Origin of the sequence: Amycolatopsis sp. w19 (assembly GCF_051373225.1) — a bacterium.
Classification (GTDB): domain Bacteria; phylum Actinomycetota; class Actinomycetes; order Mycobacteriales; family Pseudonocardiaceae; genus Amycolatopsis; species Amycolatopsis japonica.
Window position 1 is genome coordinate 401,503 of sequence record NZ_JBPQFM010000002.1, and the last position, 20,410, is coordinate 421,912.

The window sequence follows — 20,410 nt, forward strand, 5'->3', positions numbered from 1 at the left end:
ACCGGGCGTACTTAAACGCAGGCGAGGCTTCACGTCAATACTCGACAGTAGGGTTTCCGCTCACAGGAACCGGATGGCGGTACGCCGACCTTGTGAAACGCGAAGTCCGTCGCGAGAATTTAGCGTCCCGGATACACACGGGACTTCCGCGAAGCCGGGTTTTCCCTGCCCCTACAGGAAAGAACAGTCAACGACCAGGTGTCCCAACGTCCGATACGCCATCCGGCCTGTTACCCGGAGTTCACCATTCCACTTTCGTCGGACCAGCGGAATCAGTGGTCCGTACCCATTTCCGGAAATCGACTCCCTTTCGCCCTATCGTCGGTAGCCCGGCGCCGGGAGTTTCGGTATCACGCGCGGAAACATGAAGGGAATCAGCGGGGTTTCGCATTCCGGACGGCGATGCCCAGTAGTTCCGCGGCCGGACCGGCGAGCCGCCGCCCGGCTGGCCACACCGCGCGCAGCTCCCGGCCGAAGTCGACGCCGTCCACCGCGACCGCGACGAGCCGCCGGTCGGCGACGTCCCGGGCGATGGCGAGTTCGCTGATCACCGCCGGTCCGGCGCCCGCGATCACCGCGTTGCGGACGGCGGAGGCGGAACCCAGTTCCAGCAACGGTTTCGCCGGGCCGACCCCGGCCTTGCGCAGTGCGGCGTCCACCGTCTCCCTGGTCCCGGAACCGAGTTCACGTACCACGAGCGGCGTGATCGCCAGCTCGGCCGCGGTCACCGGGCGGCGTTTGCGCGCCCACGGATGGCTCGCGGGCACGACGAGGACGAGACGGTCGGTCGCCACCCGACGGGACGAGAGACCGGGCAGCGAACCGGGCGATTCGACGAAGCCGAGATCGACCTTGCCCTCGCGCGCCATTTCGGCGGCCTGGTCGGAGTTGGTGACCTCCAGCCCGAGGTACAGCCCGGGGTCGCCGCGTTTGAGCTCGCCGATCCAGCCCGGCACCAGGTACTCGGCCAGCGTCATGCTCGCGGCGACCCGCAGATGCGCCTCGTGCTGGGTGCGCAGCGCCTCGGCGCCGTCGAGCAGACCGTCGAGTTCGGACAGCACGCGATGCGCCCAGCCCGCGATGACCCGGCCGTCGGGGGTGAGCGCGGAGCCGCGCCGCGTACGGTCGACCAGTACCAGCCCCAGCCGTCGCTCGACTGTGGACAGTCGTTTGCTCGCGGACGGCTGCGCGATCCCGAGACTGGCCGCGGCCTGTCCGATACTGCCGAGCTCGTCCACGAGCACGAGCAGGCGCAGGGAGTCCAGATCGGGTGTGGTCATAGCCCAAGTGTATGACCTACCCCCGGTATTCCCGGCTACCGAGGCCGCGCCGGCCGGGCGAAGCTCGAACCATGAGCACCACGCACGCGAGACCGACGAAGCCCTACCTCACGGCCTTGGCCGTCACCGGCGCCGGAGTGGCCGCCGCGTACCTGGTCGGCACCGCTTTCCCGGTCGTCAGCGCGCTCACCATCGCCGTCGTGCTCGGCATCCTCACCGGTTCGCTGTCGTCGGTGTCGGAGGAGACCCGGAAGGCCATCGCCAGGATCACCAAGAAGCTGCTTCGCGCCGGCGTCGTACTGCTCGGTCTCCAGCTCTCGCTCCCGGCCGTCCTCGCGCTGGGCCCCGGGACCCTGCTCGCCGTCGTGCTCACGGTCGGCATCACCTTCCTCGGCACCATCGGCCTCGGCAGGCTCCTCGGCGTGCCACGCGGCCTGGCGATGCTGGTCGCGACCGGATTCTCGATCTGCGGCGCGTCCGCCATCGCCGCGATGGAAGGCGTGGTGAAACGCGAGGACTCGGACGTCGCGACCGCCGTCGCGCTGGTCACCTTCTACGGCGGGCTGGCCATCGCCGCGGTCCCGTTGATCGGCGGCTGGCTGCGGCTCGACGCGGCCCGCGTCGGTGAATGGGCCGGGCTCAGCGTGCACGAGGTCGCGCAGGTCGTCGCCGCGGCCACCCCCGCGGGCGGTGCCGCCATCGCGGTCGCGATCGTGATCAAGCTCAGCCGGGTGGTCCTGCTCGCCCCGATGGTCGCCGCGGTCGGCGTGCACGAACGGAACCGTCCCGTCGACGGCAAGCGGCCGCCGCTCGTCCCGTTGTTCGTTATCGGCTTCCTGGCGATGGCCGCGCTGCGCAGCACCGGGATCGTGCCGGGTCTCGCGCTCGACGTCGCCAAGATCGCCTGCACGCTGCTGCTGGCCGGAGCGCTGTTCGGGCTGGGCTGCGCGGTCCGGATCGGCACGCTCGTCCGCACCGGCGGCCGCGCGCTGATGCTCGGGCTGCTCTCCACCCTGCTGGTCGGGACCACCGCGCTGGTCACGCTGACCGTGCTCGGCTGAGGACCGCGACCGCGAGCAGCGCGACCACGCCACCGGTGACCATCACGGCCGGGACGGACACCGCGTCGACGACCAGCCCGCCGAGCAGCGCGCCCGCCGAAAGGGTCGCCTGGAACGACGAGGTGAACAGCACCGACGCCGCCTCGGGCGCCTGCGGAGCCGCCCTCGCGAACCACGTTCCCGAACAGACCGGGACGGCACCGTAGGCGAAACCCCAGACCACCAGCAGCGCGAGCGCGCCAGGTTCCGTGTCGCCGAGGAACGGCAACGCGCACGTCACCACGCCGATCAGGCCCGCCGCGGCGAGGAAGGTCAGCCGGAGGTCGCGCGCGATCGCCGCCCCGGCCACGAAGTTGCCGGCGATCCCGGCGGTGCCGTAAACGAACAGGAAGACGGTGATCAGCTCCGGGCTCACCTGCGTCACCTCGCGCAGGAGCGGCGTGACGTAGGTGTAGGTCCCGAAATGGGCGAGCACGACCAGCACCGTGACGAGCAGCCCGAGCCGGGTCGCCCGCTGACGGGTCATCTCGCGCAGGACGCCGAGCCGGGTCGCGCCCGCCGACGGCAAGGGCGGCAAGGCCAACGCCAGCGCCGCGAGGACACCGGCCGTGAACACCGCCATCACGGCGAAAGCCGCCCGCCAGCCGAAAAGTTCGCCGAGGAAGGTCCCCGCGGGCACGCCCAGCACGGAGCCGAGCGGGACGGCGGAGAAGATCACCGCCGTCGCCGTGCCCGCGCGTTCCGGGCCGACGAGCCGGGCGGCGAGCCCGGACCCGATCGCCCAGAAGGCTCCGATCACCAGCCCGACGAGGACTCGCGAGACCAGCACCGCCCAGTACGCGTGCGCCGTCGCCGCGAGGACGTCGGACAGCGCCAGCACCACCATCAGCGCGCACAGCAGGATCCGGCGGTCGAGCCGTCCGGCGGCGACGGTGACGGCCGGGGCCGCGAGCGCGGCGAGGAAGCCCGGCAGGGTCATGGTCAGGCCCGCCGTCCCCGGCGTGATCCGGAAGTCCTCGCCGATCGGGGTCAGGAGGCCGATCGGCAGGATCTCCGTGGTGACGAGGGAGAAGATCCCGAGCGTCACCGCGAGGACGGCGAGCCATCCCTTCAGCGGGGTCCGCGCGGAGGTGTCGAGGGTCGAAGCGGTCATGTGCTCCAGCCCATCACCGCGCGGGCACCGCGGTCTGGCGGATTCGCGACGTCGATCTAGGTGCGGGGGCTGAAGGGGACTTTCCCCGCGTCACATGCGACGAAAGCGTCCTTCACCGCGTCGCATGCGGCGATGGGCCCCTTCAGCCCACGGGTCTAGGTGCGGGACCGCTGGGTCACGACGATGCAGGCGACGACGATCAGCGCGGTGACCGGTGCGGCGGCCGGGAGATGCTCACCGAGCAGCAGGACCGCCCAGACCAGCGTCAGCAGCGGCTGCGCGAGTTGCAACTGGCTCGCCCGCGCGACGCCGATCTCGGCCATTCCCCGGTACCAGGCCAGGAATCCGCCGAACTGCGAGACGAGCGCGATGTAGAGCAGACCGGCGATCCCCTCGCCGGTGACGTGCAGCGGCTCGGTCGCGAGCCCGAAGACGGCGAACGAAGCGGTGACCGGGAGCGCGAGGACCAGCCCCCACGCGATCACCTGCCAGCCGGGCATTTCACTGGCCAGCCTGCCGCCCTCGGCGTACCCGAACGCGCACAGCACGAGCGCGCCGAACAGGAACAGGTCCGCTGTGGACAGTCCGCCGCCGCTCTGCGCGACGGTGAACACCCCGACCGCGCTCGCGCCGACCGCGGCGGCGAGCCAGAACCGGCGGGACGGCCGGTTCCCGGTCAGCTTCGAGGAGATGACGGCGGTGGCCAGCGGCAGCAGCCCGATCACCACCGCGGAATGCGCCGTCGACGACGTCTTGAGCGCGAGCGTGGTCAGGATCGGGAAGGCGAGGACACAGCCGAGGGAGACCACGGCCAGGCCCCGCCATTGGTCGCGCCTCGGCAGCGGCACCCGGAAGACCCGGAGACAGGTACCGGCGACCAGTGCGGCCAGGACACTGCGCAGCCCGGTGGCGGTCCACGGATCGAAGCCCTTGAGCGCCCACACGGTGGCGGGGAACGTGAACGAGAAGGCGAGGACACCCAGCGCCGCCAGCGCGGTCCCGGAGCGGACCGCTACTGCCCGGTCCGCGATAGCGCTATCATCCAGTCTCATGTCCGATGGTAGCAGCGTCACCAGCCTGGTCATACAGCTGCGGTCCACTTTGGATCGCTATCCGATCGATGGAAAGCTGCCGTCCAGCCGGGCGCTGGTCCGGGAGCTGAAGGTGAGCCCGGTGACGGTGTCGCGCGCCATCGCCGCGCTGGCCGCCGAAGGACTGGTGATCACCCGCCCCGGTGCCGGCGTCTTCCGCGCGCCGCCGCCTCGTGAAGCGGCGGTGTCCGGCGACGTGTCGTGGCAGGAGGTGGCGCTGAGCTCGCAGTCCGGCACCCGCGCGATCGACGCGAGCGGCGTGCTCACCGCGCTGAGCGACCCGCCCTCGGGCGTCATCGACCTCAACGGCGGGTACACGCATCCGAGCCTCCAGCCGGAACGCGAACTCGCCGCGGCGTCGGCCCGCGCCGGCCGCCGTCCCGGCGCGTGGACGCGGCCGCCGATCTGCGGCCTGCCCGAACTGCGGGCCTGGTTCGCGCGCGACATCGGCAGCCCGGTGAACGTCGAGAACGTGCTGGTCACCTCAGGCGGGCAGAGCGCGCTGACCACGGCATTGCGCGCGCTCGGCGCTCCCGGCGCGCCGGTACTGGTGGAATCCCCGACGTACCCGGGGATGCTGGCGATCGCGCGGGCGTCCGGGCTGCGGCCGGTCCCGGTGCCGATCGACCGCGACGGCGTCCGGCCCGGACTGCTCGCGGACGCCTTCCGCGAGACCGGCGCCCGGTTGTTCGTCTGCCAGCCCGCGTTCCAGAACCCGACCGGCGCGGTGCTGTGCGCCGAACGCCGCGCCGAGGTGCTGCGGATCGCCCGTGCCGCGGGTGCTTTCGTGATCGAGGACGATTTCGCCCGGCTGATGGCGCATCCCGGCAGCCCGGCTCCCCCGCCGCCGCTGGTGGCCGACGATCCCGACGGGGTCGTGGTGCACATCCGCTCGCTCACGAAACCGGCGTCGCCGAGCCTGCGGATCAGCGCACTGGCCGCCCGCGGCCCGGCGCTGGAACGGCTGCGCGGTCTCCACGCCGTCGAGAGCTTCTTCGTGCCGCGGCCGCTACAGGAAACCGCGCTCGAACTGGTGAGTTCCCCGGCGTGGTCCCGGCACCTGCGGACTCTCGCGGCCTCGTTGCGGGAACGCCGCGACGTGGCCGTCTCGGCGTTGCGGGAGTTCCTGCCGTCCTGGCAGGCCGTCCCGGTCCCGACCGGGGGTTACCACCTGTGGCAGCCGCTCCCCGGCTTCGTCGACGAAGTAGCGCTGACCAGTGCCGCTTTCCGCGCGGGAGTAGCGGTCACCCCCGGCAGGATGTACTTCGCGGCCGAGGCGCCGGGGCCCTATCTGCGCCTGAGCTACGTCAGCGCCGCGACGGGCGCGCAGCTGCGCGACGGGATCCAACGCCTTTCCCAGGCGTACCAGGAGCTCCCCGGTTGACGTCTCGTACGATCGCGCACGGAGGCGACGAGAAGGCATGACTCAGCCGGCGGCGGAGCCGCACGATGCACCCGGCAGGCTCTGGGAGCTGCTCGACGACGGCCAGCGCAAGGCGCTGCGGGCCGAGGCCGAACTGCGCCGGTACCCGGCGGGAACGGTGATCATCCGCGAGGGCGACCGCTCGGACTGGGTGCTGATCCTGATGACCGGACGGGTCAAGATCACGTCGGTGTCCACCGGCGGTTACGACGCCGTGCTCGCCGTGCGGGATCCGGGCGACATCATCGGCGAGATGGCGTCGATGGACGGCAGCCTGCGCTCGGCCACGGCGATCGCCGTCGAGCCGGTCACCGGACTGTGGCTGTCCGCGCGGGCGTTCAACTCCGTGCTCCGCGAACATCCCGGCATCTCCGTGGTCCTGCTCCGGATCATCACCTCACGTCTGCGCTACGCCAACTCGCGCCGGACCGAATTCGGGGACAGCACCGCCGCCGAGCGCATCGCCGCCATCCTCGTCGACCTCGCCGAGCGCTACGGCGTGCCCGTCGCCGAAGGCACCCTGATCGCGCTGAAGATCAACCAACGCGACCTGGCGGGACTCGCGTCCGCGTCACGGGAAGCCGTCGCGCGGACCCTGCGGACCTTGCGCACCGACGGCCTGCTCAGCACCGGCCGCCAGCGGCTGGTCGTCCGGAGCCTGAACGACCTCAGGCAACTGGCCCCCGACGACCACTGAGCCGGGGACCGCCGGCGGGTCCCGAACACCGGACCCACCGGCGCCACGACGCGAACCGGCGATCGACCGTCCCTCACCCTCTCCGGATCGATCACCTTCATCGGCCTCCCCCGCCGATCTCGCGCCGTGTCCGACGAGAACGAGTTTGGCAGGAACGACGCCGCCGTTCTGCGTCACCTGACACAAACGGCGAAACCGGTTGTACGGCTCTTGTACGACGGCTGTACGAGCCGGAAGGACTCTGACGTCCCGTCACCCGGAACCGAATCCAGGACGGAGTCACTCCCGTGAAGATCTCCCGCGTCGCACAGGGTCTGTTCGCGGCCCTCGTCGCCACCGCGGCGGTCGGCGCAGCCCCGGCCACCTCCCTCGCCACACCGGCCACCGGCGACCGGATTTCGGCCGCCGCCGTCGGGAACACGTTGGTGTACAAACAGAAAACAGAAGGTTACGACTGCTTCAGAATCCCCGCGATCGTCAAGGCGAACAACGGCGAGCTGCTCGCGTTCGCCGAAGGACGCAACGGCGGCGCCAGCTTCTGCAACGACCGCGGCGACATCGATCTCGTCGTGAAACGCTCCGCCGACAACGGCAAGACCTGGAGCGCCCCGAAGGTCGTCATCGAAGGTTTCGGTGACACCAAAGGAAACCCGACACCCATCGTGATCCCGTCCACCGGGCGGATCGTGCTGCTGTCGGTGATGGAATGCGTCAAGAACCCGGACTGCAACCGGATTCCGCGCGTCTCGATCAGCGACGACCACGGCAAGACGTGGACCGCGCCGAAGGTGCTCACCACACAGCTCGGGTTCGACACCGCGCCGGGCTGGCTCGCGACCGGCCCGTCGCACGGCATCGTGCTGACGCGCGGCGCGCACGCCGGCCGGATCGTCGCCGGGATGAGTTACACCATCGACGGCAAGAACAGCGGCGCGCTCGTCTACAGCGACGACCAGGGTGTCACGTGGAAGCGCGGCGCCACGGACACCCCGGCGACGACGGCCGGGCTCAACCCGCAGGAGATCAGCGTCACCGAACTGCTCGACGGGCGCGTCTACGCCGCGGCGCGCAACCAGGCCAACAACGACAACAAATGCCTGAGTGGCGGCGCGAAGAACCGTGCCTACGCCATCAGTTCCGACGGCGGGGCGAGCTTCTCCACCAAGTTCACCTTCGAGGAGGACTTGATCACGCCGGTGGTGCAGGCCTCGACCGCGCGGATGACCGCGACCGACAAGGCGGGCAAGTACAACCGGATCCTGTTCGCCGCGCCGTCGGTCTGCGACCGCCGCAAGGAACTCGTCGTGCGGTCGTCGTTCGACGAGGGCGCGAACTGGCAGGGCAACTCCGCCGGAACCCTGGTGTGGAGCGGTGACGCCGCGTACTCCGACATGGTCCAGCTTTCGTCGGGCTCGGTCGGCGTGCTGTACGAAGCGGGCCCGGCAGGCAACGCCAACGAGACCATCCGCTTCTCGACCGTCACCGAGACGACCCTCGGCGCCCCGGTCTGCGGCGGCGGATACGGCGTGATCGACTCGGCGCCGCTCGGGACGGCCGGCACGGTTTACCTGTCCTACAACGCTTCCAACGGACAGAACTGTGTCAGCACGATGAAGAGCGAAGCGGCGGGCACCGCGACCGCGACGTCGGCCTACCTCGAGGTGTCGGGGTCGTCCCGGATCACCGACTCCGGCTCGTTCTCGTGGTTCGCCGGTCCGGTGCGGGCGGCCGCGGCGGGCAAATGCGTGAAATGGGGCGGTTCCGCGGGCGGGATCAAGTACGACAGCCCGTCCGAACACTGCGGCTGAGCACTGGGTCTCGTGAGTGGCAAGGACCGTACTTGCCACTCACGAGGTCACGCGCGGCGCGTCGCCCACCAGAGCCTCGCGCCCAGCAGCGCGGCGACCGCGGCCGCGGCGGTGAGCCACCAGAACGTCGCGCGGAAGGCCGCCTCCGCGCCCGAGGGCAACAGATTCGCCAGTACGACGGCGAACAAAGCCGTCCCGGCGGCTCCGCCGACCCGGCTGACGATGTTGATCTGCGCGGCGGCGTCGGGCAGCTGGTCCTTGGTGACGGCCGCGTATCCGGCCGTCGTCGCGGGCATCAGCAGGAAGGCCACGGCGATTCCCCTGGCCAGCAACAGGATCTGCACGACGACACCGTCCGGCGGGAAACCGCCGATGGCGAAGGGCACGGTGGTGGCGAGCGTCGCGACGCTCCCCCAAGCGGCGACCAGGCCCGCGCCGTAGCGGTCGGTGAGCTTGCCGGAGATCGGCAACGCGATCGCCGAACCCAGCCCGAGCCCCATCAGCAGCAGCCCCGTCTCGACGACCCCGTTTCCACCCAGCACCTGGAAGTACAGCGGCAGCAGGAAAAGCGCGCCGAACAACGCGGGCGCGGCGAAGAAGGACAACGCGACCGCCGCGGTGTAGACGCGGCCCCGGAACAACGTCAGGTCCATGACCGGGTTCTCCCGGCCCCACGACCGCCGGACGAACAACGCCAGCAGCACGACCCCGGCGACGAGCGGCACCAGCACTCCCGCGCCGAACTCCTCGCCACCCTCACCCCAGGCGGTGAGCCCGTACAACAGCGCCGGGATTCCCGCGCTCACCAGGACGAAGCCGAGCCAGTCGGGCCGGGTCGCCGCGCCCTTCGTACCGCGAGGCACCAAACGCAGCCCGAGTACCAACGCGATCACGCCGACCGGGATGTTGATCAGGAACAGCCATTCCCAGGAGAGACCGCGCAGCAGGACCCCGCCGAGAACCGGGCCGAACGTCGGGCCGACGCTCATCACGATGCCCAGCGTCCCCATGAGACGCCCGAGCCGGGCGGGACCGACCGCCTGGCCGAGCACCGTCTGCCCGGCGGGCAGGAGCAGGCCGGCGGCGAGGCCCTGCAGCACCCGCAGCCCGATCAGCCAGCCGACGTTCCCGGCGAGCGCGCACAGCACCGACGCCACAGTGAACGCCGCCAGCGACACCAGCCAGACCCGGCCCGCGCCGAAGCGGCGGCTGAGCCAGCCGCACAACGGCAACGCGACCGCCAGCGCGACCAGGTACGCGGTGAAAACCCATTGCACGGAAGCGATTCCGGCGCCGAGCTCACGGGTGAGCGTCTCGGCCCCGACCGCGAGGACCGTGGTGTCCAGCATGGTCATGAACGCGCCGAGCACGATCACCCAGGCCATCCGCCAGGCCTCGGCCGGAACCTTGTCCGGCGGCGGGGCGGTGTCCGCCCGCCGTTCCAGCGAAACAGCCATCGGGATGTTCTCCTCACGTGCCCGGGGATCTTGACCCGGCTCACGCTAAGACCTCGACTTAAGTCAAGGTCAAGCGAAGAACACCTCGATCACTTCGGCGGCCGCAGCCGCGGGGAAAGCTTGGTGAGCGCCAATTCCTCCAGCCGGCTCGAGATCTCCGCGAGCCCGGCGTCGAACCGGTCCAGATCCACCCCCTTCTCGGACAGGTCTTCGCGAACGTGCTTCTCCACCTTCGCCCAGTCGTTGCGGTACCGGGTGGCGAGTTCCTTCCACGGCACACCGGCCAGCCCGGCGGTGAGGCCGCCGTCGTAGGCGAGCACGCCGCGCTCCATCAGGTACGCGATGCCCGGGTAGCCGAGATATCCCTGCCAGTAGGACCCGTTGTCGTTGGCCGTGATCGATCCCGCGGCCGGATCGTGGCGGACGTCGTAGGTCTTGGCCTTGTCCGACGACGCGACGCGTGCCGTGTCGCCGTCGATCTCGACCCGCCCGTCGGCCACCGCGCCGAGCGCCTCGTAGATCTTGATGACCGGGGACGGCTTCCATGCGGTGGCCACTCAGCCCTCGAGCCTTTCGAGCAGGACGACGTCGACGGTGTCGCCCTCCTCCTTGCCGATCGCCTTGCGCAGGTCGGCCTTCACCGGCAGCTTGTGGGTGCCGTCCCCCAGCGCCATGAACGAACTCCGGAACGGATGCCCGTCGATCGTCCCGCGTACCTTGACCAGTCCCCTGGTGCCGAAGAACTCGGCGGAGCCGGGCATGGTCACGTACGTCCAGCCGCCCTTCTCCGGGCTCTTGAGCAGCTTCGCGGTGAACTGTGTTTCCTCCATGGATCAACCCTACGACAGGGCACCGACGAAAACAGACATTCAGAGGGTGACCCGGATGCGCACGCGGCGGCCGACGTCGCGGGCCCAGGCCCGGATCGACGGCCAGTCGCGGAAATCGCCGGCCCACGGGCCCGCCGCCATGATCTTCCAGAACAGCCCGCTCGCGGTGTCCGGAGTGAGCCTTCCGCCGAAGGTGGCCGTGCGTTCGGCGTCGATCCTCGCGGCCAGCAGGGCGACCCCGGCGGGCAGGCTCACCCGTTTGCCCGCGGCGAGCGGCCCGCACGGCCCGCTGTGGAACAACCAGACGGGGCGGTTCCGCAGCGCCTCCTCGTGCTCGGTGAGCAGGCGGACCGCCTCCGGGCGCCAGCGCCGGTGATACAGCGCGCTTCCCACGATCACCGCGCCGTACGGCTCGACGTCCTCGACTTCGGCCGCGTCCAGCAGATCGGCCGTCAGCCCGCCTTCCCGCAGCTCGGCGGCGATCACCTCGGCGATCTCCCTGGTCCCGCCGGATCGGCCGGCGTGGACGACGAGCACTGCGGTCATGTCCCCATTGTCCGCGCGGCCGCAACCCGTGCCACCGTTCAGCCCATCGACACGCCGCATTCGGCTCACCTCTTCACCCGTCGGGGCCCTACCCGGGAGGCAGGAACGCCGGCCTCGCGGCCGGATCGGGTTCGTCGTAGTAGCGGTGGAACACGGCGGTCTGGCCGCCGGACAACGGAGGGACGATCCAGCTCCACTCGGCCTGGCAACGGCGTCCCGCGCGTTCCTCCTTGGCGATATGCGTGAGGAACCGCCGCGATTCGGTGTGGTGGTCGGCGACGGTCACGCCCGCCGCGTCGAAGGAGTGCTGCACGGCCAGCGTCAGTTCCACCAGCGCGCGGTCGCGCCACAGGGTGCGTTCCGACTTCGTCGACAGGCCCATCAGATCGGCGATCACCGGCAGCAGGTCGTAGCGGTCGGCGTCGGCGAGGTTGCGCGCGCCGACCTCGGTGGCGAGGTACCAGCCGTTGAACGGCGCCGCGGGGTAGGTGAGCCCGCCGATGACCAGCCGCATGTTGCTGATCGCCGGTACCGCGTGCCAGCGCAGGCCGAGCCCGGCGAACCACCGGTGGTCGGGATGCGACAACGGGACCTCCAGTACCGCGTCCGGCGGCAGCCGGAACAGGCTCCGCTCCCCCGGCTCGGTCTCGATGAGGAGCGGGAGGACGTCGAAGGAACCCTTCCGTTCGGGCGGCCGCCAGCCGTGCTCCCGGACCGTCTCGGTGAAGTCGGCGTGGCGCGGATCGCCCAGCACCGAGCCGTCGCCGAGCCGGTAGCCCGCGTACCGGACGAGCTGATCGTTGTGGATCTTCGGACCGGGCCCCGCCGGGCCGTCCGGCGCGAACACGGTGATGGTCGAGCGGATCCGGCCGCCCCTGGTCGCCTCTCGCAAATGGGTGACGCACTCGTCGGCGATGGCGGCGGCGCCCTCGACGTCGCGGCGGTCTCGCACCTTCAGCCCCTGCCAGTACAGCCTGCCGATGCACCGGGCGGAGTTCCGCCAGGCCACCCTGGCACCGAATTCGAGCTCGGCCGTGGTGTGCCGGTAGGTGCCGGTCGCGTCGATCTCGGCACGGACCCGGTCGAGCCGGGCGTGAAGCCGCGCTTGCCCGCCGTCCGTTTCGGCATGGAAGAGCCGGAGGAAGTCTTCGACCTCCGCCACGTCCACGCTCCGTTCCCGCGGCCGTACCTCCGGAGGCAAGCGAGGGATATCCGTCACCCGCATGGACGCCGTCGCCACCTCGGCCTCCCACTCTCCGAATTCGACGCCGGCACCGGCGGCGGGAACGATCACCATTCCTCCTGCACTCGGAAATGCCCGGAGGCTCATGCCTGATCGGCGAGCTGGCCGGGTCCGGACCAGACGAAAGACGATACCCCACAGAAAGACGGCCACGATCCACCAAATGGCAGAAGCTTCGACCGCGATGACATTTCGGCAGGCAGAAAGCTTGCCGACGACAATATTTGGAATTGAGTAAGACTTCGCGGGATATTCACCGAATTTCCTCGAACAAAACGATCACACGAACCCAAGATCACTTTATGATCGTCATTTATCACTCTTTCGAGCGTATTCGCTCCCTGACTCTTCTACTCTTTCCCCCTGCCGGTGTATTGACCCGCCTCCACCGTCGCTAGAGTGCGGGGAGCTCCGAGGAGAAAGGAAAATCGTGGTCGACAGGCGGATTCCGGTCATCCTGGTCGCGGGCTTCCTCGGCTCCGGCAAGACCACCCTGCTCAACCACCTGCTGGCCAACCGGCAGGGTGCGCGGATCGGGGTAGTGGTCAACGACTTCGGCAGCATCGCGGTCGACGCGATGGCCGTCTCCGGCCAGGTCGACACCATGATGTCGTTCGGCAACGGCTGCCTGTGCTGCGCCGTCGACGCGAGCGGCCTCGACGCCATGCTCGCGAAGCTTTCCGAGGCCGAGGCGGGGATCGACGTCATCGTGATCGAGGCCAGCGGGCTCGCCGAACCGCGTGACCTCATCCGCCTGATGATCGCCAGCGAGAACCCCGTCATCGCCTACGGCGGACTGGTCGAGCTCGTCGACGCCGCCGAGTTCGAGTCGACCAGGAAGCGGCACCCGGAACTGGACGAGCACCTCGGGTTCGCCGACCTGGTCGTCCTCAACAAGACCGACCGGGCCGACGAGGAGACCCTGGCCAAACTGCGCGGCACGATCGACGAGATCGCGCCCGGCACGCCGGTGATCGCGACCTCCCACGGCCGGATCGACCCCACCCTGTTCTTCGACGCCCGGCCGCGCGAACGGGCAGGCCAGATGTCGTTCGACGACCTCCGCGAGGAGGAGCACGACCACGAGCACCACTTCCACACCGCCTACGACAGCGTCGCCTTCACCACCGAACGCCCGCTGGACCCGCGACGGCTGATGGATTTCCTCGAACAGCGCCCTGGCGGGCTCTACCGGATCAAGGGTTTCCTCGACTTCGGCCCGAACGGTGCGCGGTCCCGCTTCGGCCTGCACACGGTCGGCTCGTTCATCCAGCTGGACCGGTCGGCGTGGCCATCCGGCCTCCCGCGCCGGAGCGAACTGGTGCTGATCGGTTCGGGGATCGACACCGAGGCCGTCACCGCGCGCCTCGAAGCCTGTGTCGCGGACGATCCCGAGGTCGTCGACGAACGCGGCATGCTGCGCGTGCTGCGGTTCATTCAGGACTGAATCGGGTCGAGACACGCCGAAGGCCGAAATACCGGGAATCGCGGCGCGTCTCCTTGACACTGTTTTGCGGAAGGAATCTCGAGCTGGACCACCTGTATCGGGAGGACAGTTCCATGACGAACACCGCCGGACGCTGGTACCTGGTCGGCGCGCTGCCGGAGGACTCCCCCGCCGCGCATCTGATGACCCGCTCCGAAGACCTCCGGTACCGGCGTTCCGCCTGCGGAGACAAGGAATCCCGCCTGTGGACGCCGGTGGACCTCACGACCACCGACGTCGCCCCGTGCCCGCGCTGCGCCGCGACCCTGCCCGGTCACCGGTCCGGCCGGAAGGCCGAACCCGCCGTGAACACGCAACTCGCTTTCGACCTGCCGCTCTGACCCGCGTTTCGTCCTCTGGATGCGATGGTTGCGCGCGCAAGGACCGCATTCAGAGGACTAAATGTCTTCTTTCTTCGCCCTGCTCGGCGCGACCCGGGGCGGCTCGTTCGGCATCTTCGGGTAGACGGGCGGCCAAGGCGCGTCCATGAGCCCGTTCGCCATGTCCTTCCTGGACATTTCCAGCAGCGGCTCGATCGACTGTGGTTCCGTTGCCGCCCAAGGGTCTCCGCGTTCGGCGAGGCGGGCGGGCACAGTGGACAGAGTGAGCTTGTCCGGCTCGATGGTCTCCAGTTCGTCCCAGCCGATCGGCGTCGACACCTGCCCGCCGACCCGCGGCCGCACGCACCACGCGCCGAACACCGTCTTGTGCGGCGCGTTCTGGTTGAAGTCGACGAACACGCGGGAGCCGCGTTCTTCCTTCCACCACTGCGCCGTCATCTCCTCCGGGTGGCGGCGTTCGAGTTCGCGGGCGAGCGCGACGGCGGCCGCGCGGACCTCGTAGCCGTCCCATTTCGGTTCCAGTGGCACGTAAAGATGGAGGCCGCGCGAACCCGAGGTCTTCAGCTGCGCCGTGATGCCCAGCTCTTCGAGCAACGCCTTCGTGAGGACGGCACCGTGCCGCAACTCGGGGAACCCGATCCCCGGCGACGGGTCGAGGTCGATGCGCAACTGGTCGCTGATGTCCGGAGTGTCGGCCCGGTTCGGCCAGACGTGGAAACCGAGGCAACCTTGGTTGACCGCCCAGATGAGGTGCGCGAGGTCCTTCGCCACGAGAGCGTCCGCGGTGGTCCCGTTCGGAGTGGACACCACCGTCGTGGTCAGCCAGCCGGGAGCGTTCTTCGGGACCCGCTTCTGGTACCACGATTTCCCGCCGGCCCCGTCGGGATAGCGTTCCAGCAACAGGGGCCTGCCGCCGAGCTGCGCCAGCAGCGGGACCGAGACCGCGCGGTAGTACTCGACGAGGTCCAATTTGGTCTCGCCGCGCTCCGGGAAGTAGACCTTGCCCGGATTGGACACCGTGAACTCGACGCCGTCGAGATCCAGCGTGACCGGCTCCGCTTTCATGTTTCCCCCAACTCCGTGAACAAGGTGGCCAGCTCGGCGGGCGGGACCTCTTCGAGCTGCGCGTACGTGCACGAGGCGGGCTCGCGGTCGGGACGGAAGCGCACGAGCCTCCCGCCGTGACGGAACCGGGTGCCCTCGACGTGTTCGTAGCGGACCTCGGCGACCCATTCTATGCGGACCGGCTCCCAGCTCAGGTCCTTGTTCGGTGCCCACCGGCTGCCCGCCCCCGGCATCCGGCCGCCCGCCTCCTCGTGGGCCGCGGCCCACTCGCGCCACGGATGGTCCTCCAGCGCGTTCTCGCGCAGCGGCGCGAGCTCGTCCACCAGCTCACGGCGCCTCGCGGCGGTGAAACTGCTGGCCACGCCCACATGGTTCAGGACGCCATCGTCGTCGTAGAGGCCGAGCAGCAGCGACCCGATCCCCACCCCGTCCTTGTGCCACCGGAATCCGGCGACGACGCAGTCCGCGGTGCGCTGGTGCTTGACCTTCCACATCACGCGCTTGTCCTGCTCGTACGGCGCGTCGGCGGGTTTGGCCATCACGCCGTCGAAGCCCGCGCCCTCGAAGCGGGTGAACCAGTCCTGCGCGACGTCGGGATCCTCGGAAAGCGGGGTGAGGTGCACCCGGGCGAACTGCGTGTCGACCACGCTTTCGAGCAGCTTCCGCCGCTGCCCGAACGGTTCCGGCGTGAGATCCCGCTCGTCCAGGGCGAGCAGGTCGAACACGACGAAACTGGACGGCGTCTCCTCGGCCAGCATCTTCACCCGGGACGCCGCCGGATGCAGGCGCAGCTGGAGCGCCTCGAAATCGAGCCCGCCCTCGGTGACCAGCACGATCTCGCCGTCGACGACGCAGCGCTCGGGCAGCGCTTCCTTGAGCAGCTCGACCAGCTCGGGGAAGTACCTCGTCAGCGGCCTGTCGTTACGCGAGCCCAGCACGACCTCGTCGCCGTCGCGGAAGACCACGCAGCGGAAGCCGTCCCATTTCGGCTCGTACAGCAGCCCAGGCGTGCGCGGCAGTTCGTGCACGGCCTTGGCCAGCATCGGCTTCACGGGCGGCATCACGGGCAGTTCCACGAGGCGATCCTAAGCCGCGCCACCGACAAAAGCGCGACGTCAGAGCTCGGCCAGGAGGAGCCCGCTGCGTGGTTTCGGCGTGAAATAGGTGGCCTTCCTCGGCATCCGCGCCCCGGCCGCGTGCACGGCGAGCACCTCCGCGTACGGGACCGGGGCCAGCAGCAGCACTGCGTCCGCGTCAGCGGGCACCGGCACGCCGGGCAGCAACGGGCGCACGTTCGGGCCTTCCGGATCGACGCCGAGCGCCCCGCGCAGCAGTTCCTGCTCGACCACCGCGTGGTCGCCGCCCGCCTTGCCGAGCGATACCCGGAAAGCCTCCGTCCCCGCCACGACGGTCACCTCGCCCGCCTCGGACGGCGGATCCGCCGGACCGGGGCGGACGTCGTACCCCGCCTCCGTCCAGCGCCGGACCAGGGTGTCCACGTCGAGACCGGTGCCGGCGAGCACCCGGTGAATGGGCCCGATCCGCAGCCCGGGCCCGCCGGTGACCAGCGCCAGCAACGCGCCGCGCCCGGAAGCCGCCGCGGCCGCGACGCGGTGGTTGCCGTCCGCGACCAGGAGATCCAGACCGTCCAGGGTCGCCAGCAGTTCGTCCTGGTCTTCGCCGGGGCCGGTGAGCCACAGTTCGTGCTTGCGGCCCGCGCCGTCCACTGTGGACAGGCTGGGGACCCGGCCGCGGCAGACCCGTTCGATCAGCGCGGTCAGATCGCGGCCACCGGTCGCGGGGACCAGCATCGCGGCGCTCGTCGCGACACCGAGTCCGGCGAGCATCGCGGCCCGTTCCGCGACGACGTCCGGATAGACGTCCTCGGTGTGCCGGACCCGGGTCACGCCGTCGTCGCGGACCGCGGCGGGATCGACGAGGCAGAGCACGCCGAGCGCGACGCCGTCCGGCCCGTCGATGCGATACGGCGCGACCACGGCGGAGACCGGGCGATAGTGCCGCTCCCGGATCCGCTCGAACGTCGCCCTGGCCTGCGGCAACGCGGCCTCGATCGCAAGCCCGCCCGCCAGCGCGGCCGGTGTTCTCGCCGGATGCTGGACCGCCAGCAGGCTGTCGCCGCGGGCCCCGGCGAGCGCGGCGGCCACCCGGTCCGGGTCGGCGAACTCGTCGACGTCGGGCCCCGGGACGGTGTCGCGGACTACCCAGCCACGGTCGATCGGGCGGATCCAAGTGCTCATCCGACCCATTTTGCGGGATAGCTCACGGAAAAAATCGGTCCCATGACCGGGTGTCTCCGTGGAATGCTTACCCATGCGAAGTAGTTGACGTCGTTCATGAGCCTGAGGAGACCGTCACAGATGACCACCCCGGCCCCGGTCACCGCGAAGGAAGGGGTCGGTTTCCGGTCCGAACGCGGTCCCGTCCTGATCGCCGTGATGCTGTGTTCCGGCCTGATCGCGCTGGACTCGACCATCATCGCCACGGCGGTGCCCTCGGTGGTCGCCGATCTGGGCGGGTTCTCGCAGTTCCCGTGGCTGTTCTCGATCTATCTGCTGACCCAGGCGGTCACTGTCCCGCTGTACGGCAAGTTCGCCGACGTGCTCGGCAGGCGTCCGGTGATGTTCTTCGGGATCGCGGCGTTCCTGCTGGGCTCGGTGCTGTGCGGCGCGGCCTGGAGCATGCCGGTGCTGATCGCCGCCCGCGCGGTGCAGGGCATCGGCGCGGGCGCCATCCAGCCGATCGCGCTGACCATGGTCGGCGACATGTACACCGTCGAGGAACGCGCCAGGGTGCAGGGCTATCTCGCCAGCGTGTGGGCCATCTCGTCGGTGGTCGGGCCGACGCTGGGCGGCGTGTTCGCCGAGTACCTCGACTGGCGCTGGATCTTCTTCATCAACCTGCCGCTCGGCGCGCTGGCGGCGTGGATGCTGTTCCGGAACTTCCGCGAGCGCGTCGAACGCCGCTCGCACCGCATCGACTACCTCGGCGCCACCCTGCTCACCCTCGGCTGCTCGCTGCTGATCCTCGGCCTGCTGGAGGGCGGGGTCGCCTGGGGCTGGGCGTCCGCGCCGAGCCTGGGGATCTTCGCCGCCGCGGCGGTGCTGCTGGTGGCGTTCGTGTTCGTGGAGCGCAAGGCCGAAGAACCGGTGCTGCCACTGTGGATCTTCACCAAACGGACCCTGATCGGCGGCAACCTGGTCGCCGTCGTCGTCGGCATGCTGCTGATGGGACTGACGTCGTATCTGCCGACCTTCTCGCAGGGTGTCCTCGGCACCGGCGCGCTCGTCGCCGGATTCGCGCTGGCCGCGCTGACCGTCGGGTGGCCGATCTCGGCGTCGCTGGCGGGCCGGATCTACATGCGGATCGGGTTCCGGGACACCGCGCTGATCGGCAGCGGGGCGGTCATCGCGGGGGCGGCGCTCACGGTGTTCCTCGCGGCGGGTTCGTCGATCTGGCTGGCGGCCGCGGCCGCGTTCGTCCTCGGGCTGGGACTGGGGCTGGCGTCGAGCCCGACGCTGATCGCCGTGCAGTCCACCATCGGCTGGGAACGCCGCGGCGTCGTCACCGCGACCAACATGTTCAGCCGTTCGCTGGGCAGCGCGGTCGGTGTGGCGATCTTCGGCGCGATCGCGAACGCGACCCTGGCGAACCGCTTCGCCAACCCGCCGGCCGGGGTCACCGGACTGCCGTCCGGCGTCGACGCGACCAGTGTCGTCCTGGAGGGCAATGGTCCGGAAACCGCGACGACGACGTTCGTTCGGGGCGCCCTCGCGGACGCCACGCACCACGTCTTCCTGGCGATGCTGGTGGTCGCCGTGCTCAGCGTCGGCGCGCTGCTGCTGATGCCGCGGCGGACCGAAGAACTGAAGTTCGACTGAGCGCCTTAATTCTGCAGCGGGACGGCGTGCTCGACGAAGTTCTCCACGAACCGCTCGATCGGCTCCGGCCCGGCCGGGTACAGCACGAACTTGCTCAGCCCCGCGTCGATGTGCTCGGCGATCAGGTCGCGGGCGGCGCTCCAGCCGTCCGCGACCAGCCGCGCCGGATCCGCGCCGGACCGTGCGGCGACCGAAGCGGCGAGCGCGTCCGGGATCCCGTCCTCGGCGACGAGGAGACTGATCCCGAAGTGGTCGGCCTCGACTTCCCGGTCCGCCTCGGCGGCGGCCTCCTGGATCGCCTCGCGGCCTGCCCGCGCCTCTTCCGGCGTGAGGAAACTGGCCAGCCAGCCGTCCGCGAGCCTGCCGACCCGCCGCAGCGCGCCGGGTGCCTTCCCGCCGAGCCAGAGGTCGAGCCGTTTGAGCGGGGTGAGGCCGAGCCCCTTCCCCTCGACGCGGAAGAACTCGCCCTCGAAGGTCACGTCCTCCTGTTCCAACAGGGCCCTGATCAGCCGCAACGACTCGTCGAACACCGCGGCGCGGCGGCCTTGCGGCACCGGGAACAAGGGCAGTTCCGCGTCGCGCGCGGGCTTGAGGCCGAAGACCGGAAGCACCCTTTTCGGCGCGAGCGCGGCGAGGGAAGCGAGTTGTTTGGCGACCAGCACCGGATCGCGGCCGGGTAGCACCATCACCCCGGTGCCGACCTTCAGTTTCGTGGTGCGGGCGAGCGCGTGCGTCAGCCCGACGACCGGATCGATCCTGGGCGAGTACACCGCCTCGGGCAGCCAGAGCGAGTCGACACCCGCCCGCTCCAGCAGATCGACCGCGGCGCCGAACTCCTCGGGCGCCGTCCCGGTCCCCAGCCCCGCACCGACCCTGATCTTCAGGTCCTCCGCCACATCCGCTCCCATCCGCCGAGCCCAGGTGTCCTGGGTTCCCAGCGTGAACAACCCCGCACAAGCATGGACTCATTCCGCGATTCCCCCGTACATTCCAGTGTCGTGCGGGTCGTTCCCGCGCGGATTGGGGGATT

19 protein-coding genes are annotated in these 20,410 nt (G+C 70.1%); 7 read left to right on the top strand and 12 right to left on the bottom strand.

Annotated elements, in window-relative coordinates:
- Positions 1 to 374: 374 nt before the first annotated feature.
- On the bottom strand, positions 375 to 1,280 hold the full coding sequence (locus ACSMFO_RS06360; RefSeq protein ID WP_436457408.1) for a LysR family transcriptional regulator: 906 nt from the start codon (positions 1,278 to 1,280) through the stop codon (positions 375 to 377).
- A 71-nt stretch (positions 1,281 to 1,351) separates the two neighbouring features.
- On the opposite strand from ACSMFO_RS06360, the gene ACSMFO_RS06365 reads away from it, so the two are divergent.
- Positions 1,352 to 2,341, top strand: coding sequence for a YeiH family protein (locus tag ACSMFO_RS06365; protein WP_436457410.1), 990 nt, complete (start codon positions 1,352 to 1,354; stop codon positions 2,339 to 2,341).
- On the opposite strand, the gene ACSMFO_RS06370 is transcribed toward ACSMFO_RS06365, so the two are convergent.
- Both ACSMFO_RS06370 and ACSMFO_RS06375 read right to left on the bottom strand, forming a co-directional pair.
- A complete protein-coding gene (locus ACSMFO_RS06370; protein WP_436457412.1) occupies positions 2,319 to 3,494 on the bottom strand; it encodes an MFS transporter in 1,176 nt (391 codons plus the stop codon). The two genes, ACSMFO_RS06365 and ACSMFO_RS06370, sit on opposite strands and share 23 nt — an antisense overlap.
- A gap of 155 nt (positions 3,495 to 3,649) precedes the next feature.
- Positions 3,650 to 4,546, bottom strand: coding sequence for a DMT family transporter (locus tag ACSMFO_RS06375; RefSeq protein WP_436457413.1), 897 nt, complete (start codon positions 4,544 to 4,546; stop codon positions 3,650 to 3,652).
- Between ACSMFO_RS06375 and ACSMFO_RS06380 the strand changes: the two genes are divergently transcribed.
- The 3 genes from ACSMFO_RS06380 to ACSMFO_RS06390 all read left to right on the top strand — a co-directional run bounded on the left by ACSMFO_RS06380 (position 4,545) and on the right by ACSMFO_RS06390 (position 8,513).
- A complete protein-coding gene (locus tag ACSMFO_RS06380) occupies positions 4,545 to 5,969 on the top strand; it encodes a PLP-dependent aminotransferase family protein (RefSeq protein ID WP_436457414.1) in 1,425 nt (474 codons plus the stop codon). The genes ACSMFO_RS06375 and ACSMFO_RS06380 overlap by 2 nt on opposite strands.
- 37 nt (positions 5,970 to 6,006) lie before the next feature.
- Positions 6,007 to 6,705, top strand: coding sequence for a Crp/Fnr family transcriptional regulator (locus ACSMFO_RS06385; protein ID WP_051972572.1), 699 nt, complete (start codon positions 6,007 to 6,009; stop codon positions 6,703 to 6,705).
- A gap of 287 nt (positions 6,706 to 6,992) precedes the next feature.
- Positions 6,993 to 8,513, top strand: a complete 1,521-nt coding sequence (locus ACSMFO_RS06390) for a sialidase family protein (RefSeq protein WP_436457415.1) — start codon at positions 6,993 to 6,995, stop codon at positions 8,511 to 8,513.
- A gap of 47 nt (positions 8,514 to 8,560) precedes the next feature.
- Here ACSMFO_RS06390 and ACSMFO_RS06395 read toward each other — a convergent pair whose 3' ends face one another.
- The 5 genes from ACSMFO_RS06395 to ACSMFO_RS06415 form a co-directional block, all read right to left on the bottom strand.
- Positions 8,561 to 9,970 carry a DHA2 family efflux MFS transporter permease subunit gene (locus ACSMFO_RS06395; RefSeq protein WP_436457417.1) on the bottom strand — a complete coding sequence of 470 codons (1,410 nt, stop codon included), beginning with the start codon at positions 9,968 to 9,970 and terminating at the stop codon, positions 8,561 to 8,563.
- Between the two features lie 89 nt (positions 9,971 to 10,059).
- Positions 10,060 to 10,527 carry a hypothetical protein gene (locus ACSMFO_RS06400; RefSeq protein ID WP_038515314.1) on the bottom strand — a complete coding sequence of 156 codons (468 nt, stop codon included), beginning with the start codon at positions 10,525 to 10,527 and terminating at the stop codon, positions 10,060 to 10,062.
- Positions 10,528 to 10,800, bottom strand: coding sequence for a DUF1905 domain-containing protein (locus ACSMFO_RS06405; protein ID WP_395869672.1), 273 nt, complete (start codon positions 10,798 to 10,800; stop codon positions 10,528 to 10,530).
- A 39-nt stretch (positions 10,801 to 10,839) separates the two neighbouring features.
- Complete coding sequence (locus ACSMFO_RS06410) at positions 10,840 to 11,346, bottom strand: flavodoxin domain-containing protein (protein WP_395869670.1); 507 nt, start codon at positions 11,344 to 11,346, stop codon at positions 10,840 to 10,842.
- Between the two features lie 88 nt (positions 11,347 to 11,434).
- Positions 11,435 to 12,643 (bottom strand): nitric oxide synthase oxygenase, encoded by a 1,209-nt coding sequence (locus ACSMFO_RS06415; RefSeq protein WP_436457420.1) that lies wholly within the window; start codon positions 12,641 to 12,643, stop codon positions 11,435 to 11,437.
- A 376-nt stretch (positions 12,644 to 13,019) separates the two neighbouring features.
- Here ACSMFO_RS06415 and ACSMFO_RS06420 point away from each other — a divergent pair, with 376 nt between their 5' ends.
- A complete protein-coding gene (locus ACSMFO_RS06420) occupies positions 13,020 to 14,036 on the top strand; it encodes a CobW family GTP-binding protein (RefSeq protein ID WP_038515318.1) in 1,017 nt (338 codons plus the stop codon).
- Between the two features lie 113 nt (positions 14,037 to 14,149).
- Complete coding sequence (locus tag ACSMFO_RS06425) at positions 14,150 to 14,416, top strand: hypothetical protein (protein ID WP_038515319.1); 267 nt, start codon at positions 14,150 to 14,152, stop codon at positions 14,414 to 14,416.
- Positions 14,417 to 14,473: 57 nt separating this feature from the next.
- On the opposite strand, the gene ligD is transcribed toward ACSMFO_RS06425, so the two are convergent.
- From ligD to ACSMFO_RS06440, 3 genes are read right to left on the bottom strand one after another with little or no spacing between them, the layout of a single operon-like run.
- On the bottom strand, positions 14,474 to 15,481 hold the full coding sequence (gene ligD, locus ACSMFO_RS06430; protein WP_436457422.1) for a non-homologous end-joining DNA ligase: 1,008 nt from the start codon (positions 15,479 to 15,481) through the stop codon (positions 14,474 to 14,476).
- Positions 15,478 to 16,557: an ATP-dependent DNA ligase gene (locus ACSMFO_RS06435; protein WP_360092275.1), complete on the bottom strand. Its 1,080-nt coding sequence runs from the start codon at positions 16,555 to 16,557 to the stop codon at positions 15,478 to 15,480. The genes ligD and ACSMFO_RS06435 overlap by 4 nt, the downstream gene beginning before the upstream one ends.
- 39 nt (positions 16,558 to 16,596) lie before the next feature.
- A complete protein-coding gene (locus ACSMFO_RS06440) occupies positions 16,597 to 17,748 on the bottom strand; it encodes a DUF1015 family protein (protein WP_436457424.1) in 1,152 nt (383 codons plus the stop codon).
- Positions 17,749 to 17,859: 111 nt separating this feature from the next.
- Here ACSMFO_RS06440 and ACSMFO_RS06445 point away from each other — a divergent pair, with 111 nt between their 5' ends.
- Positions 17,860 to 19,380, top strand: a complete 1,521-nt coding sequence (locus tag ACSMFO_RS06445) for an MDR family MFS transporter (RefSeq protein ID WP_038515321.1) — start codon at positions 17,860 to 17,862, stop codon at positions 19,378 to 19,380.
- Positions 19,381 to 19,385: 5 nt separating this feature from the next.
- On the opposite strand, the gene ACSMFO_RS06450 is transcribed toward ACSMFO_RS06445, so the two are convergent.
- The gene (locus tag ACSMFO_RS06450) at positions 19,386 to 20,276 is read right to left on the bottom strand and encodes a TIGR03854 family LLM class F420-dependent oxidoreductase (protein ID WP_436457426.1); all 891 of its coding nucleotides are present in this window, start codon (positions 20,274 to 20,276) and stop codon (positions 19,386 to 19,388) included.
- Positions 20,277 to 20,410: the final 134 nt, after the last annotated feature.

Bases quoted from the DNA above. Each gene is read 5' to 3' on its own strand.
- ACSMFO_RS06440 (WP_436457424.1), bottom strand. From the start codon at position 17,748: ATGGGTCGGATGAGCACTTGGATCCGCCCGATCGACCGTGGCTGGGTA.
- ACSMFO_RS06445 (WP_038515321.1), top strand. From the start codon at position 17,860: ATGACCACCCCGGCCCCGGTCACCGCGAAGGAAGGGGTCGGTTTCCGG.
- ACSMFO_RS06405 (WP_395869672.1), bottom strand. From the start codon at position 10,800: ATGGAGGAAACACAGTTCACCGCGAAGCTGCTCAAGAGCCCGGAGAAG.
- ACSMFO_RS06360 (WP_436457408.1), bottom strand. From the start codon at position 1,280: ATGACCACACCCGATCTGGACTCCCTGCGCCTGCTCGTGCTCGTGGAC.
- ACSMFO_RS06385 (WP_051972572.1), top strand. From the start codon at position 6,007: ATGACTCAGCCGGCGGCGGAGCCGCACGATGCACCCGGCAGGCTCTGG.
- ACSMFO_RS06410 (WP_395869670.1), bottom strand. From the start codon at position 11,346: ATGACCGCAGTGCTCGTCGTCCACGCCGGCCGATCCGGCGGGACCAGG.
- ACSMFO_RS06425 (WP_038515319.1), top strand. From the start codon at position 14,150: ATGACGAACACCGCCGGACGCTGGTACCTGGTCGGCGCGCTGCCGGAG.
- ACSMFO_RS06395 (WP_436457417.1), bottom strand. From the start codon at position 9,970: ATGGCTGTTTCGCTGGAACGGCGGGCGGACACCGCCCCGCCGCCGGAC.
- ACSMFO_RS06370 (WP_436457412.1), bottom strand. From the start codon at position 3,494: ATGACCGCTTCGACCCTCGACACCTCCGCGCGGACCCCGCTGAAGGGA.
- ACSMFO_RS06380 (WP_436457414.1), top strand. From the start codon at position 4,545: ATGTCCGATGGTAGCAGCGTCACCAGCCTGGTCATACAGCTGCGGTCC.
- ACSMFO_RS06365 (WP_436457410.1), top strand. From the start codon at position 1,352: ATGAGCACCACGCACGCGAGACCGACGAAGCCCTACCTCACGGCCTTG.
- ACSMFO_RS06375 (WP_436457413.1), bottom strand. From the start codon at position 4,546: ATGAGACTGGATGATAGCGCTATCGCGGACCGGGCAGTAGCGGTCCGC.
- ligD (WP_436457422.1), bottom strand. From the start codon at position 15,481: ATGAAAGCGGAGCCGGTCACGCTGGATCTCGACGGCGTCGAGTTCACG.
- ACSMFO_RS06415 (WP_436457420.1), bottom strand. From the start codon at position 12,643: ATGGTGATCGTTCCCGCCGCCGGTGCCGGCGTCGAATTCGGAGAGTGG.